Annotated in this window: 16 protein-coding genes; 7 read left to right on the top strand and 9 right to left on the bottom strand. The window is 71.4% G+C overall.

What is annotated here, in order from left to right:
• Positions 1-115 precede the first annotated feature (115 nt).
• Together ABIC53_RS10305 and ABIC53_RS10300 are read right to left on the bottom strand one after the other, a co-directional pair.
• Positions 116-1456, bottom strand: a complete 1341-nt coding sequence (locus ABIC53_RS10305) for an MFS transporter (RefSeq protein ID WP_274178306.1) — start codon at positions 1454-1456, stop codon at positions 116-118.
• 8 nt (positions 1457-1464) lie between these two features.
• Positions 1465-1923, bottom strand: a complete 459-nt coding sequence (locus ABIC53_RS10300) for a MarR family winged helix-turn-helix transcriptional regulator (RefSeq protein ID WP_112616303.1) — start codon at positions 1921-1923, stop codon at positions 1465-1467.
• An 83-nt stretch (positions 1924-2006) separates the two neighbouring features.
• Between ABIC53_RS10300 and ABIC53_RS10295 the strand changes: the two genes are divergently transcribed.
• Complete coding sequence (locus tag ABIC53_RS10295) at positions 2007-2852, top strand: alpha/beta fold hydrolase (protein WP_274178307.1); 846 nt, start codon at positions 2007-2009, stop codon at positions 2850-2852.
• Positions 2853-2874: 22 nt separating this feature from the next.
• On the opposite strand, the gene ABIC53_RS10290 is transcribed toward ABIC53_RS10295, so the two are convergent.
• Complete coding sequence (locus tag ABIC53_RS10290) at positions 2875-4290, bottom strand: FtsX-like permease family protein (RefSeq protein WP_114589116.1); 1416 nt, start codon at positions 4288-4290, stop codon at positions 2875-2877.
• Positions 4287-5030: an ABC transporter ATP-binding protein gene (locus tag ABIC53_RS10285; RefSeq protein WP_354451348.1), complete on the bottom strand. Its 744-nt coding sequence runs from the start codon at positions 5028-5030 to the stop codon at positions 4287-4289. Before ABIC53_RS10285 ends, ABIC53_RS10290 begins: the two co-directional genes overlap by 4 nt.
• 100 nt (positions 5031-5130) lie before the next feature.
• Here ABIC53_RS10285 and lplAB point away from each other — a divergent pair, with 100 nt between their 5' ends.
• Positions 5131-6180 carry a lipoate-protein ligase LplAB gene (gene lplAB / locus ABIC53_RS10280; protein WP_023952552.1) on the top strand — a complete coding sequence of 350 codons (1050 nt, stop codon included), beginning with the start codon at positions 5131-5133 and terminating at the stop codon, positions 6178-6180.
• Positions 6181-6192: 12 nt separating this feature from the next.
• Here the strand turns inward: lplAB and ABIC53_RS10275 are convergent, their stop codons facing one another.
• Genes ABIC53_RS10275 through ABIC53_RS10255 form a run of 5 tightly spaced genes read right to left on the bottom strand, consistent with a single transcriptional unit; the run spans position 6193 to position 9978 of the window.
• Positions 6193-6948: a hypothetical protein gene (locus ABIC53_RS10275; RefSeq protein ID WP_354451346.1), complete on the bottom strand. Its 756-nt coding sequence runs from the start codon at positions 6946-6948 to the stop codon at positions 6193-6195.
• A gap of 26 nt (positions 6949-6974) precedes the next feature.
• A complete protein-coding gene (locus ABIC53_RS10270; RefSeq protein ID WP_354451344.1) occupies positions 6975-8453 on the bottom strand; it encodes a carboxylesterase/lipase family protein in 1479 nt (492 codons plus the stop codon).
• 48 nt (positions 8454-8501) lie between these two features.
• Positions 8502-8822, bottom strand: a complete 321-nt coding sequence (locus ABIC53_RS10265) for a hypothetical protein (protein ID WP_282502009.1) — start codon at positions 8820-8822, stop codon at positions 8502-8504.
• Positions 8819-9406: an Asp23/Gls24 family envelope stress response protein gene (locus tag ABIC53_RS10260; protein ID WP_354452208.1), complete on the bottom strand. Its 588-nt coding sequence runs from the start codon at positions 9404-9406 to the stop codon at positions 8819-8821. The genes ABIC53_RS10265 and ABIC53_RS10260 overlap by 4 nt, the downstream gene beginning before the upstream one ends.
• The gene (locus ABIC53_RS10255) at positions 9406-9978 is read right to left on the bottom strand and encodes an RNA polymerase sigma factor (protein ID WP_282502011.1); all 573 of its coding nucleotides are present in this window, start codon (positions 9976-9978) and stop codon (positions 9406-9408) included. Before ABIC53_RS10255 ends, ABIC53_RS10260 begins: the two co-directional genes overlap by 1 nt.
• Positions 9979-10117: 139 nt before the next feature.
• On the opposite strand from ABIC53_RS10255, the gene ABIC53_RS10250 reads away from it, so the two are divergent.
• The 5 genes from ABIC53_RS10250 to ABIC53_RS10230 are packed head-to-tail and all read left to right on the top strand — an operon-like array spanning position 10118 to position 12393.
• Positions 10118-10621, top strand: coding sequence for an Asp23/Gls24 family envelope stress response protein (locus ABIC53_RS10250; RefSeq protein ID WP_354451342.1), 504 nt, complete (start codon positions 10118-10120; stop codon positions 10619-10621).
• On the top strand, positions 10618-10809 hold the full coding sequence (locus ABIC53_RS10245) for a DUF2273 domain-containing protein (RefSeq protein WP_023952539.1): 192 nt from the start codon (positions 10618-10620) through the stop codon (positions 10807-10809). The genes ABIC53_RS10250 and ABIC53_RS10245 overlap by 4 nt, the downstream gene beginning before the upstream one ends.
• Positions 10806-11201 (top strand): hypothetical protein, encoded by a 396-nt coding sequence (locus tag ABIC53_RS10240; protein WP_323987189.1) that lies wholly within the window; start codon positions 10806-10808, stop codon positions 11199-11201. The genes ABIC53_RS10245 and ABIC53_RS10240 overlap by 4 nt, the downstream gene beginning before the upstream one ends.
• On the top strand, positions 11198-11782 hold the full coding sequence (locus ABIC53_RS10235) for a DNA/RNA endonuclease G (protein ID WP_354451341.1): 585 nt from the start codon (positions 11198-11200) through the stop codon (positions 11780-11782). The genes ABIC53_RS10240 and ABIC53_RS10235 overlap by 4 nt, the downstream gene beginning before the upstream one ends.
• Complete coding sequence (locus ABIC53_RS10230; RefSeq protein WP_354451339.1) at positions 11779-12393, top strand: hypothetical protein; 615 nt, start codon at positions 11779-11781, stop codon at positions 12391-12393. Before ABIC53_RS10235 ends, ABIC53_RS10230 begins: the two co-directional genes overlap by 4 nt.
• Positions 12394-12420: the final 27 nt, after the last annotated feature.

The raw sequence follows: 12420 nt of genomic DNA, 5'->3' as shown, positions 1-12420 counted from the left end.
CGATACATCCGAAGGGCCGGAGTGACGGGTGGGGCCGGTGAGGCCGTGCGAATGCTCACCAGCCCCACCCATCCGACAGATGTATCGGGCGCGGGCGCGGGCGCGGGCGCGGGCGTCAGCGGGAGCGGCGGGGGCGGTCGGACGTGGCGTCGGGCAGGGAGATGGGCGTCGTGCCCGCGACCTCGTCGCTGAACTCCTCCGGGGCGACGACCGAGATCGGACGCGTCTCGTCGAGCGAGAGGGCGAACCGGCGCGAGCTCGAGCGGTGCACGCGTCCGGAGACGAGCATCCACGTCACCCCGACCCCGAACGCGACGAAGGCGGCGACGGCACCGAGGCCGATGGCCGCGCGCGGCCCGAACTGGTCGGCGACCCACCCGACGATCGGCGCGCCGATGGGCGTGCCGCCCATGAGGATCGCCATGTACAGCGCGAGCACGCGGCCGCGCAGCGCCGGGTCGGTCGTGGTCTGCACGTACCCGTTGGCCGTCGTGAGGGTGGTCACGACCGCGAACCCGGTGAACATCAGGGTCACTGCGTACAGCCAGTAGTCCGGCATGAAGGCCGACACCGCTGCGGCGAGCGCGAAGAGTCCGGCGCCGAAGATCACGACGCGGATGCGGGCGCGATCGCGACGTGCTGCCATCAGGGCGCCCGCGAGCGATCCGATCGCCAGGATCGAGCTGAGGAGGCCGTACCCGTCGGCATCGCGTCCGAACTCGATCGCCATCGTCGAGGCGAAGATCGGGAAGTTCATACCGAAGGCGCCGAGGAGGAACACCATCGCGAACGTCACCATGAGGTCGGGGCGCCCGCGCACGTACCGGAAGCCGTCGGCGAGGCGCGCCGCGCCGGGAGAGGTGACCCGCGGGATGAGCTCGCCGGGTCGGATGAGGAACAGCGCCACGATCATCGCGAGGAACGTCGCCGCGTTGATGAAGAACACCCAGCCGGTGCCGACCGCGACGATGACGATTCCCGCGGCAGCGGGGCCGATCATGCGCGCTCCGTTGAAGGATGCCGCGTTGAGCGCGACCGCATTGGCCGCGATCTCGCGCGCGACGATGTCGGAGACGAACGCCTGGCGCGCCGGATTGTCGAAGGCCGAGATCATGCCGAGCGTGAACGCGAAGACGTACATGAGCGGGAGCGTCATGACGCCCGTGAGCAGCAGCGTGCCGATGACCAGCCCGACGAGCATGAGCGAGCTCTGCGTGACCACGAGCAGACGGCGCCGGTCGAAACGGTCGGCGACCCACCCGGTGACGCCCACGAGCAGGAGCGGCGGGGCGAACTGCAGCGCCATCGTGACGCCCATCGCTCCCGCGTCGTTGTCGGTGAGGCCGGTGAGGACGACCCAGCTGAGCGCTGTGGCCTGCATCCACGCGCCGACGTTCGACACGAGGGCGCCGAAGAACCACACCCGGTAGTTGAACACCGAGAAGGAGCGGAACATCGCGGAGCTCATCGGTCGGCCACCGCCCGCATGATGACGGCGGCGGCCGCGAGAGTCTCACGGTCCGCCGGTTCGAGCTCTTCCAGCGCGTGCTCGAGCCAGGAGTCGCGACGGCGGGTCGTCTCGATCACGACGGTGCGGCCCTCGTCGGTGAGGGCGATGTTCACCTTGCGGCGGTCGCCGTCGTCGGGTGTCCGGGTCAGGTACCCGAGCTCTTCGAGGTGGTTGACGGTGCGGTTCATCGACGGTGCCGATACGCGCTCGCGGTCGGCCAGCTCGCCGAGCGTGTGCGGACCGTGCACGTGCAGGTTCGCGAGCACGGCGTACTGCCCGTCGCTCATCGAATCGACGGCACGCTGCGCGCGGAGCCGCCGTGCGAGGCGGAAGGTCGCCATGCGGAGGTCGGTCGCGTCGTGCGCGAGATCGATGGCGGTCGGTGGGGCGGAAGCGGGGGAAGAGGTGCTCATCTGTGATGTTTAGCTTAGCTCATTAGTTTTGCTAACGGTCTGTGGTGTCCGGAATGCGACGGCCGGAAACGTAGACTCGCCGCATGCCCGAGTTCATCGACGCGCACGGGGTCGCGATCGTCTACGACATCCATCCCGCGCATGGCGAGCAGCGGGCCGTCGTGCAGCTGCTGCACGGTGTCGGCGAGCACGCGGGCCGGTATGCCGAACTCGCCGGGATCCTCACCGCAGCGGGCTTCACCGTCTACGCCGATGACCACCGGGGTCATGGCCGCACCGGCATCCGGCAGCACGGTGATCCGAGCAAGCTCGGCAAGCTCGGTCGGGGAGGGCTGCATGCCGCGCGCGACGCCTGCGCCGAGCTGACCCGCATCATCGAGCGCGACCATCCCGGGGCGCCGATCGTGCTCCTCGGCCACTCGTGGGGATCATTCCTCGCGCAGATGCTGTTCGACGACCGGCCCGAGGCATACGCGGCACTCGTGCTGTCGGGGTCGGCGCTGCGCTGGCCCGGATCGCTCAACTCGGGCGACCTGAACGCGCCGTGGAAGGCGCCCGGCGCGAACGGCGTCGAGTGGCTGAGCACGGATGCCGCCGTCCAGCAGAGCTTCCTGGACGACCCGCTCACGACGACGACCGCGCTGCCCCGCCTGTTCGGGCCGGTCGAGACGCTCAAGCTCATCGGCCGACCCCGACGCGACCTCGGTGTCGACGTCCCGGTGCTGCTCATGGTCGGCCGGGACGACACCGTCGGCGGGCCTCGCAGCGTCCATCGCCTCGCCGACGCCTACCGCACGCGATCGGGCCTGACGGATGTGACGACGCTCGTCTACCCCGGTGCTCGTCACGAGATCTTCAACGAGGCGGTCCGGGGTGACGTGCAGGCCGATCTGCTCGCCTGGCTCGACGCCCGCTTCCCGCGGGACTGAATCGCGGCAAGCAGCGTCGGTGTCACCCGGCGGGACCGCGTCGGATTGCCGTGACGAGCGGGCGTGACGCGAGGAGCGCCAGCGCGACCGCCCCGAAGCCCGCGACGAAGGTCGCCGCGATGACGGCCATCGTCAGCGGCGCGACGACCAGGCTGATCCCCACGACCGGGAGAGCCAGCGCCACGCCGACGACCGCTCCGCCGGCGGCAGCCCAGCGCAGGGGCAGCATCACCGTGATGCGACGTGCCCGAGCGAGTTCCGCGGGCTCCATGCCGAGCCGGTCGAGGCCCACGATGAGCTCGCGGTCGTCGAGCACCGACGCCGCCTGACTGACGCCCACCGAGGCGGCGAGCAGGACGAAGCCCGCCCCGAGGGTGACGAGGACGCCGGTGCGGATGTCGGCGAACAGCGTCATTCCAGGCTCGTCGCCGGCGATCTCGGTGAGCGCGATGCCGCTGCCCCCCACGACGGCGATGAACGAGATCATCGCGATGCTCGAGACTCGACGCCAGGCGGTGGGGGCATGTGCGGCGAGCTCCCGGCCTGCGATGAGCTGAGCAGCCGTCCGGGCGCGGCGTGCCATCGAGCGGCCGCGTGCGGCGACGATGGGCGTACCGATGAGGTTCACCAGAGCGAGGGCCCCGGCGAACAGAGCCAGCAGGAGGGCGATCGACGCTGCGGGGGCGAGGACCGCGCTCACGCTGCTGAACTGGGCCACGATCGTGCCGACGGCGACGATCGCGATCCCGGAGATCACGAGGGTGCGGGTGCGTCGCGGCGGCGCCTCGGTGCGGCGGCGCACGCCCAGTGGGGTGAGCCGCACGCGTCGCAGGCTCGCTGCCGCGCTCACCGTCGCGATGAGCCCGACGCCCAGGATGACGGCCAGGACGATCGGCCATCCGGCCCACACGGCGGCGGCACCGACGGGGCCACCGAAGAAGGGGAGCAGCCCGACCAGCGGCAGGGCGATGCCGTAGGCGGCGGCGCCGACCAGTGCTCCCGCGAACGCGACGGCGGATGCCTCACCCACAGCCATCGCTCCGACCTCGGTGTTGGTGGCGCCGAGGAGGCGCAGCGTCGAGAGCCGGTCGTTGCGGCGCCGGCTCGACAGGCGCGCGGCGGCAGCCCCGAGGGTTGCTGTCGGAACGGCGAGAAGGATGAGCGCGAGGACGCTGAGCACGCCGTAGAGGAAAGCCATCTGGCCCGTGCGCGGGTCGGTGAGGAACATGCGGGTGCCGCCCGCGACGATCAGCATGAGCATCGTCGTCACCGCGAAGGCGACCAGTGGCAGGACGATGGCCGCAGACCCTTGCCGCGCCGGCCGGGAGAGCAGGACCGTGAGAGCCGCGACGCGGCGCACACTGCCCGGTGTCTCCGTCGCTCGGGCCAGCGGGGTCGGAGGCTGCGGGAGCGAACCGGTCGCGACGACGACGCTCATCGGGTCACCTCGGCGGCTGCGGCCCCACGCGCGGGCGCGACGGACGAATCGACGATGCGTCCGTCGCGCATCCGGAGGACGCGGTCGCAGCGGCGCGCGACCTCCGCATCGTGGGTCACGACGACGAGGCTGCGGCCCTGGCCGGTGGTGGCGTGCAGCAGCGCATCGAGGACCTCCGCGGAGGTGGTGGAGTCGAGGGCGCCGGTCGGCTCGTCGGCGAACACCACGGGGGCTCCGGTCACCTGGGCGCGCGCGATGGCGACGCGCTGCGCCTGCCCGCCGGAGAGCTCGCCGATGCGCCGGGTCTCCATGCCGGCGAGGCCCAGGGCGCCGAGCCAGGCGGCGGCGTGCGCTTCGGCAGCAGCTCGCGCCGTGCCGACGAGGAGCAGCGGAAGGGCGGCGTTCTCGACGGCGGTGAGCTCGGGCAGCAGCAGGTGGTCCTGGAAGACGAAGCCGAGGCTGCTGCGACGTACGGCGGAGCGGTCGGCGTCGGGCATGCCGACGAGCTCCTGCGCCGGGGCGCCGGGAGCGGCGAGGCGGACGGAGCCGGCATCGGGCGAGATGATTGCGGCGAGGCAGTGCAGAAGCGTCGTCTTGCCCGACCCCGAGGCGCCCATGATCGCGACGGCCTCGCCGGCGCGCACGGTCAGGTCGACGCGGTCGAGCGCGGTGAGCGCCCCGTAGCGCTTCACGAGCCCGCGGGCTTCGAGGACGGGGGCGGAATCGATGGTGGGGTTCATGTCATCCACTTTTCCGAGCGGGGCCCGCGCCGTCGTCCGTCGCGAGGTGTAACGGCATCCGTCGGGCGACCGATCCTCCGCCCGGTCCTAGGCTGGACGCATGCACGGCGAATACAAGGTCCCCGGAGGAAAGCTGGTCGTCGTCGACCTCGAGGTGCGCGACGGCCGCATCGCCGATTTCCACCTGGCGGGCGACTTCTTCCTCGAGCCCGACGACGCGCTCGCCGACATCGATGCGGCAGTGACGGGCCTGCCCGAGGAGTCTGATGTCGCCACCATTGCCGCCGCCGTCCGTTCGGCGCTGCCCGACGGCGCCCAGCTGCTCGGCTTCACGCCCGAGTCGGTGGGCACTGCGGTGCGGCGCGCCATGATCACGGCCCCGGGCTGGCGCGAGTTCGACTGGGAGGTCGTCCACGACCGAGCCGTGTCGCCCAGCATGAACCTCGCGCTCGACGAGGTGCTGACCACCCGCGTCGGCGACGGCCGGCGGAACCCCACCCTGCGCATCTGGGAGTGGAACGAATCGGCCGTCGTGATCGGGTCGTTCCAGTCGTACCGCAACGAGGTCGACCCCGAGGGTGCCGCGAAGCACGGGTTCGACGTCGTGCGCCGCATCTCCGGCGGGGGAGCGATGATGATGGCGGCGAACTCGATCGTGACGTACTCGCTGTACGTGCCGGCATCCCTCGTTGCGGGGCTGACCTTCGCCGACTCGTACGCCTTCCTCGACGATTGGGTGCTCGAGGCCCTCCGCTCACTCGGCATCGAGGCGACGTATCAGCCGCTCAACGACATCGCCTCACCGTCGGGCAAGATCGGCGGCGCCGCGCAGAAGCGTCTCGCGAACGGCGGGGTGCTCCACCACGCCACCCTGTCGTACGACATGGATGGTCAGGTCCTCACCGAGGTGCTGCGCATCGGCCGCGAAAAGCTCAGCGACAAGGGAACCGTCTCGGCCGCCAAGCGCGTCGACCCGCTGCGCAGCCAGACGGGTCTGCCTCGCGACGCGATCATCGAGCGGTTCATCGAGGTGTTCTCGAAGCGCTACGGCGCCGTGCCCGGCACGATCTCCGACGAGGAGTACGCCGAGGCCGAAGCGCTCGTCGAGTCCAAGTTCGCGACGGACGCCTGGCTCAAGCGCGTTCCCTGAGCCGCGGCGTCGTCAGCGGCGCGTCTGCGACAGGGCCCAGTGGGCTCGGGTGAGACCGCCGAGCGGCGCTCGCGTCAGGATGGCGGCATCCGATTCGCTCAGGATGCCGCCGTCGACCGCCACGCGCAATGCGGTGGCGATGTCTTCCCGTGCCCGCTCCTGTCGCGCGGCCGGCAGCGCGCCGACGGCGGCGCGCAGGGCCTCGACTCCCGTGCGCGGAGTCGAAGACCCTCCGCCGCGACGCCCGGCTCGGACGATGGTGGCGACGGTGACGGCGGACGCGATGCCCTGCACGGCGAAGGCGCCGATGGTGAGGCCGGGGGCACCGGCGTCATCGGAGCGCAGCGCGACGATGAGGATCGCGAACGCGGCGAAGAGCACCGAGATGGCATTGATGGACAGCTGGGAACCGTTCGCCTCGGCGCGCCCGCTCGCCAGCTGCCGCCACAGCACCGGACGCGATGCCGCCGCCACGATCGCCAGCGCAGCGGCGACGAGGGTCGGCACGGTCAGGTCGGATGCCGTTCGGGCGGGGATCACGACGACCCCGGCGGCGATGATCGGCAGGAACTCCAGCAGTGCGACGCCCAGTGAGCGGAACATCGACCCGCGGCCGACCGGGCGGCGGCGCTCTTCGTCCGACGCGTCCAGCAGATCCTGGACCGCCGGTTCGTCGGCGAAGGCGGCGCGCTCGATCAGCGCGGCGTCGAATCCGCGCCCGGACTCCACGAGTTCGCGGGCCGCGGAGGCGGCGGAGCTCTCACGCATCGTCTTTTGCTCTCACCCGTACCCCGTCAGTCGACGAGCGCCCGCACCGACGCGTAGCCGTCGGCCGCGACCGTCGGCACCGACGGCGCGGCGCCGAACATGCGGGTCGCCCGCTCGTCCGGCGTCCATCGCGGCCAGCCCGGGTCGCCGGTCCGCACGAACGACACGGCGGCGCCGTGCATCGCATCGGCCAGCTCCTGCGGCGGGTGCGGCCCCGCGAGCCTCGCGACGCCGTCGGCGTCGAGGACGTCCCACCAGAACGGCACATCGAGGCAGTGCAGCGCCCAGCGCTTGGTCGGGGAGGGCCAGCTGAACCGGTAGGCCCACGTCGGCGAGCCGCTTCGTGCCCGGGCGACGAGCGGCACGGTGTCGCGGAAGATGCGGTCGGTGGCGTAACGGCCGAGGAACGCGGCGGTGCCGAGTCGTCGCTGCGCGCGGTTGTCGCGGATGTAGCGCCAGCGCATCGCGTGGCCGACCCCGAGGGCGGCCAGCGCGAGCGCCGGCGGGACGAAACGCAACGGGCCGGCGACCCCGTCGGTGATCATCGTGAACTCGTCGTCGGTGGTGCCGAGCACGAGCGTCTTGTCCGCGCCGACGCCGGCCGCGAGTGCGTCGAGGGTGGGGCGCGGGATGAGCTCGCCGTCGACGACCGGACCCCACGTGAGCCCTTCGGCGAGCCGCGAGCGCACCGAGGCGATGATGCTGCCGTGCCGCTCCGACTCGAGAGCTTGCTGCGCCGTGAGCACCGTGAGCTCGTCGACGCCGGCGAACGCCTCGCGTGTCGGGGCGATGCCGAGGCGCGCGGCGAGCCGGCCTGTCGCCGTCGCGGCCCGGGCGGGCGGCACGTTCGTCAGGGCCGCCGAGATCGCCAGCACACGGCGGAACAGGTGTTGAGCATCCGGCATCCCGAGCAGGGTGAGCACCGCGCCGCCGCCCGCGGACTGCCCGGCGATCGTGACATCATCCGGATCCCCGCCGAAGGCGGACACGTTCGCCCGCACCCATTCGAGGGCGGCGATCCAGTCGCGCACCGCGCGGTTCGTCGGGGCTCCGGGAAGGAGGCCGAAGCCGTCGAAGCCCAGCCGGTACGAGACCGTCACCACGACGATGCCCGCCCGCGCGAACGAGCCGCCGTCGTACCAGGGGCTCGCGGGCGAACCCTGCACGAAGGCTCCGCCGTGGATGTAGACGAGCACCGGATGCCGTGCGCCGCCCGCCCGCGCGGGCGAGTCGGGCGCGAAGACGTTGACCGACAGGGTGTCGTCGCCCGGGATCGACGGCTCGGGGATGAGGGTGTCGGCGTCGTTCCCGCGCTGCGGCGTCGGTCCGTAGGCGGTCGCGTCGCGGACGCCGTCCCACGGCTCGACGGGCGCGGGCTCGGCGAACCGCAGCGTGCCGGTCGGGGCCTTCGCGTATGGGATGCCGAGGAACGCGAGAGTGCCGTCGGGGCGACGCGTGCCGCGCACCTCACCGCTGGAGAGGGATGCCGAGACGCTCGCTGTCACGATCCGAAGCTAGCGGACTCGGCGGCGCCTCGGTGAGGCGGCTGCGGGTCAGGCAATGCGGCGGACCTGCACCGTGATCCGGTCGACGGTCGGATACTGCACGCGGAGTTCGTCGGCGACGGCGCGGGCCACCTCGGGAGTGCGCGCGGATGCGGCGACGGAGATGGCGGCTGCCGCGGTCACCACCTCGCCGTCGGCCGAGACGAGGATGTCGTTCGTCGGAGCCGCCGCTTCTCGGCGGAGCGCCGTGGCCGCCGCTCCGAGCACGCGGGTCAGCGGCGGGCGCGGATCGTGCACGGCGCTGACCCCGGGCACCTCGACGAGGGGGCGCGGAGCCGACGGGCCGACGACGGAGACGGGCTCGATCATGCGATGTCCTTGGGCGGGAAGGGACGGTGGAGGTCTTCGACGGTGACGTCGACGGCGGTGATGTTCAGCTCGGTGTGCTGGGCGAGCGCCTCGGACACCGCTCGGCGGACCGCTCCGGCGGCGGTCGGCAGCGACTCGCCCCAGGCGACCGACGCGGTGATGTCGACGGCGATCGGCGCATCGGGCACCTCGACGTCGCCGACGATGCGCGAATGGCCGATGAAGACGCCGTCGATCGCGTCGCCGCTGGCGCGGATGAGCGCTTGCACGGCTCCCTCGGTGACGGTCATCGAGACCCGAGGATCGGGATGCGAGAGCGGGATCGAGCGCCCGGCCCGCAGCTCGGCCCGCACGGCGTCCATCACACCGTGGAACCAGTTCTCCGAGGGCTCGGGCATCTCGGCGGCATCCGCCGCGATGAGTTCGCGTGACAACCGCCCCGCGCGCTCGAGCGCGTCGAGGGCGTTCAGACAGTCGGGACAGGTCTCGATCTCGGGGTCGTACGGCGAGCGACCGCTGTCGAGGTAGTCACTGATCTCGTCGATCGTCTTGCCGCACTCGAGAGTCACGTCGGCGGCATCCATCAACGCCACCCCGCCATCTGGATCGTGATGCTGGCGCGGGCGCGGGACAGGTTTCCTCGAACGGTGCTGAGAGGGAGGTTCATCTCTTCTGCGATCTCGGTATAGCTGAGCGACCCGACTTCTCGGAGCAGCCAGCAGCGGCGTTGGGCTTCCGGCAGCGCATCGAGTGCAAGAGAGAGCGCTTGCAACTGTGCGTTGCGGATGGCGGCCGCCTCGGGGAGGAGACTCGCCTCCGCGGCTCTGTCGAATCCGTCCAGTGTGTCATGGTCGGGGCGCTTCCTGAGATGCGCGTACGCCTCGCGGCTCGCGATCTTCATGAGCCACGCCTTCACGGCGTTCGGGTCACGCAGGGTGGACAGCTGCCGCCACGCGGTGAGGAACGCCTCCTGCACGACGTCGTCCGTCTCCGAGAGGGTGCCGACGATGCGGTACACGTAGGCGCGCACGAGGCGGGAGTGACGGTGGAGGAGGACATCGAACGCGTCGGCGTCGCCGGATGCCGCGCGGGCAGCCAGGATGCCGTCGGGCGCGGCCTGCAGGTCGGTGTCCGACCCGCTGTCTTCGGCTCGCATCGTTCCCCTAGAAAACTTCTCGAACTTTTTTGTGACGAATCCGGATGAGCCGCCCTCTTATCTGTAGAGCGAACGTAACGCTCACCGAATGACGAGCCGAGAGCTTGCATCGGACAACGCAGACAGATAAGGAAACGTCATGGCTGAGGACCAGAAGAACACCGCCCCCGCTGCTGAGACCACGAAGTCGCAGGCCGCCGCGTCGCAGGCTTCGCGCGTCGACCGCACGTTCTCGTCGTCGCGCGTCCCGGCCGACACCGACGCCGCGGGCAAGACGACGATCGCCGACGGCGTCGTGGCGAAGGTCGCCGGCATCGCGGCGCGTGAGGTCGCCGGTGTCTACGCGCTCGGTGGCGGCGGAGCACGCGCCTTCGGTGCGATCCGCGACGCCATCAACGCCACCGACCTGTCGCAGGGCGTGAAGGTGGAGGTCGGCGAGACCCAGGCCGCGGCCGACCTCACGATCGTCGTCGAGTACCCGGCGCCGATCCAGGAGGTCGCCGACAACGTCCGCGCCGCCGTCGCCGGTGCCATCAGCCGTCTCGTGGGCCTCGAGGTCGTCGAGGTCAACGTCGAGGTCAACGACGTGCACATCGCCGGCGCTGACGACGACGACAACGAGTCCGAGTCGCGCGTCGCATGAGTGCCACCGTCTCGGGTGCGCTGATCGGCGCCATCCTCGCCGCCGCCGCCCTGTTGTTCGGCTTCTGGGGATTCCTCCTCGTCGCCCTCTTCATGGCGATCGGCGCGGCGGTCGGTCGCATCGCGTCCGGCAAGCTCGACGTCCGCGGGCTGGCCGACGTGCTGACAGGTCGGCGCACCTCGTCATGACCGTTGCAGAGGCCATCCGTCCCGGTGGCGGCGTCACGGCCGCCGCCGGCGGGGCATCCGGTCTCGCCGGACGGGTCGTTGTGCGCGAGCGCGTGGTGCGGAAGGTCTCGGAACAGATCGCATCCCAGGTCATCGGAGTGGACGTCGACCGCGTGTCGGTCACGGCATCCGATCACCGGGGTGGGGTGGCCGTCCGCATCCAGGCGCCGTTCCCCGTCCCGTCGCTCGACGACACCGAAGCGGTACGAGCCGCCGGAGTCGTCGTCGACATCGCCCGTGAGGCCCAGCACCGCGTGCAGGAAGAGCTCGGCCGCGTGCTGGGTAAACCCGTCACCCGCGTCGACATCACCGTCACCGGTGCCACGACACCCGCAAGGAGGAGAGTCCGATGAGCAGTCCCGTGCTGCGCCGCGTCGTGCGACGTGAGACGCACTCGCCGCGCACCGTCGCGATGATCGTCGCCGTCGTCCTCGTCATCCTCGCGCTGATCTACGTCGGCACGGAGATCGTGCTGAACCTCGCGGCTCAGCCGGCGCTTCTCCTCGGACCCGCCGCTGCCTTCGGGTGGGTCGTCGGTCTCCCGACGGAGGTACCGGTCGGCGTCAGCGTCGCCATCGGCGCCGTCATCGCGGTGCTCGGCGTGGTCCTCGTGGTGCTCGCCGTCGCCCCGGGCCGCCTGTCGAAGCACCAGCTCGTCGTCGGCGAGAGCGCCGTCGTCGCCGACAACGGCGTGATCGCCTCGGCGATCGCGCAGCGGGTCAGCGACGAGAGCGGACTGCCCCGCGACCAGGTGCGGGTCGGTGTCGGACACCGCTCGGTCGACGTGACCCTCACCCCTGCGGTGGGAGTCCCCGTCGACGAGACGCAGGTCCGCGCCCTCGCGGATGCGGAGCTGGAGTCGTATCGACTCGCGTCGAAGCTGCGCACGGCGGTGCGGATCGAGCGGCCCCGCGAACAGGAGGAGAACGCATGAACAACACCAATCGCGCGGTCAACCGCACGATCCTCCTGATCCTGGGACTGGTGCTCGTCGTCGTCGGCGGCGGAATCATCGCCGGCGCGGTGTGGCCGGCGGCCGCCGACACCTGGACCTCGGTCGGATCCGGGGCCGAGGACTGGGCGAAGCAGGCGTGGGATGCCACCGTCATCGCGGGCACGAGCCTCACCTGGCTCGCCGTCGGCGTGCTCGCCGCGCTCGCGCTGCTGGTCGTGCTGCTGATCGTGCTGGTCGTGCGCAGCATCCACGGCCGCCGCCGGACCGCGCTCCGGGCGACCGGGGCGGAGAGCGACCTCGGCCGCATCACGGTCGCGGAGGGCTTCGCGGCGGATGCGCTGAAGAACGCGCTGGCCGACCGCGACGAGATCCTCAGTGCCCGCGTCACCGCGAACGACATCAAGAAGCAGCCCGTGCTGCACGTCAGCGTGACCCCGCGGCAGAACGCCTCGCCGCTGCACGTGGCCGAGACCGTCGAACGTCTCGTCGGCAACCTCGGCACGCTGACGGGTCAGCAGCTCACGACCTACATCTCCATCCACACCGGGCTGCGCGCGAAGCTGGCGCACGACCAGCGCCGCCTGTCCTGAATCGCGCACGTCCACAGCCCCGCCCGC

It is taken from the genome of Microbacterium sp. 1262 (assembly GCF_040544895.1).
Lineage (GTDB): Bacteria > Actinomycetota > Actinomycetes > Actinomycetales > Microbacteriaceae > Microbacterium > Microbacterium plantarum.
The sequence above is the reverse complement of the archived record's forward strand: the minus strand, read 5'-3'. Positions and strand labels throughout refer to the sequence as shown.

Excerpts from the sequence above, each read along its gene's own strand:
- ABIC53_RS10305 (WP_274178306.1), bottom strand. The coding sequence starts at position 1,456 with ATGTTCCGCTCCTTCTCGGTGTTCAACTACCGGGTGTGGTTCTTCGGC.
- ABIC53_RS10300 (WP_112616303.1), bottom strand. The coding sequence starts at position 1,923 with ATGAGCACCTCTTCCCCCGCTTCCGCCCCACCGACCGCCATCGATCTC.
- ABIC53_RS10295 (WP_274178307.1), top strand. The coding sequence starts at position 2,007 with ATGCCCGAGTTCATCGACGCGCACGGGGTCGCGATCGTCTACGACATC.
- ABIC53_RS10290 (WP_114589116.1), bottom strand. The coding sequence starts at position 4,290 with ATGAGCGTCGTCGTCGCGACCGGTTCGCTCCCGCAGCCTCCGACCCCG.
- ABIC53_RS10285 (WP_354451348.1), bottom strand. The coding sequence starts at position 5,030 with ATGAACCCCACCATCGATTCCGCCCCCGTCCTCGAAGCCCGCGGGCTC.
- lplAB (WP_023952552.1), top strand. The coding sequence starts at position 5,131 with ATGCACGGCGAATACAAGGTCCCCGGAGGAAAGCTGGTCGTCGTCGAC.
- ABIC53_RS10275 (WP_354451346.1), bottom strand. The coding sequence starts at position 6,948 with ATGCGTGAGAGCTCCGCCGCCTCCGCGGCCCGCGAACTCGTGGAGTCC.
- ABIC53_RS10265 (WP_282502009.1), bottom strand. The coding sequence starts at position 8,822 with ATGATCGAGCCCGTCTCCGTCGTCGGCCCGTCGGCTCCGCGCCCCCTC.
- ABIC53_RS10260 (WP_354452208.1), bottom strand. The coding sequence starts at position 9,406 with ATGGATGCCGCCGACGTGACTCTCGAGTGCGGCAAGACGATCGACGAG.
- ABIC53_RS10255 (WP_282502011.1), bottom strand. The coding sequence starts at position 9,978 with ATGCGAGCCGAAGACAGCGGGTCGGACACCGACCTGCAGGCCGCGCCC.
- ABIC53_RS10250 (WP_354451342.1), top strand. The coding sequence starts at position 10,118 with ATGGCTGAGGACCAGAAGAACACCGCCCCCGCTGCTGAGACCACGAAG.
- ABIC53_RS10245 (WP_023952539.1), top strand. The coding sequence starts at position 10,618 with ATGAGTGCCACCGTCTCGGGTGCGCTGATCGGCGCCATCCTCGCCGCC.
- ABIC53_RS10240 (WP_323987189.1), top strand. The coding sequence starts at position 10,806 with ATGACCGTTGCAGAGGCCATCCGTCCCGGTGGCGGCGTCACGGCCGCC.
- ABIC53_RS10235 (WP_354451341.1), top strand. The coding sequence starts at position 11,198 with ATGAGCAGTCCCGTGCTGCGCCGCGTCGTGCGACGTGAGACGCACTCG.
- ABIC53_RS10230 (WP_354451339.1), top strand. The coding sequence starts at position 11,779 with ATGAACAACACCAATCGCGCGGTCAACCGCACGATCCTCCTGATCCTG.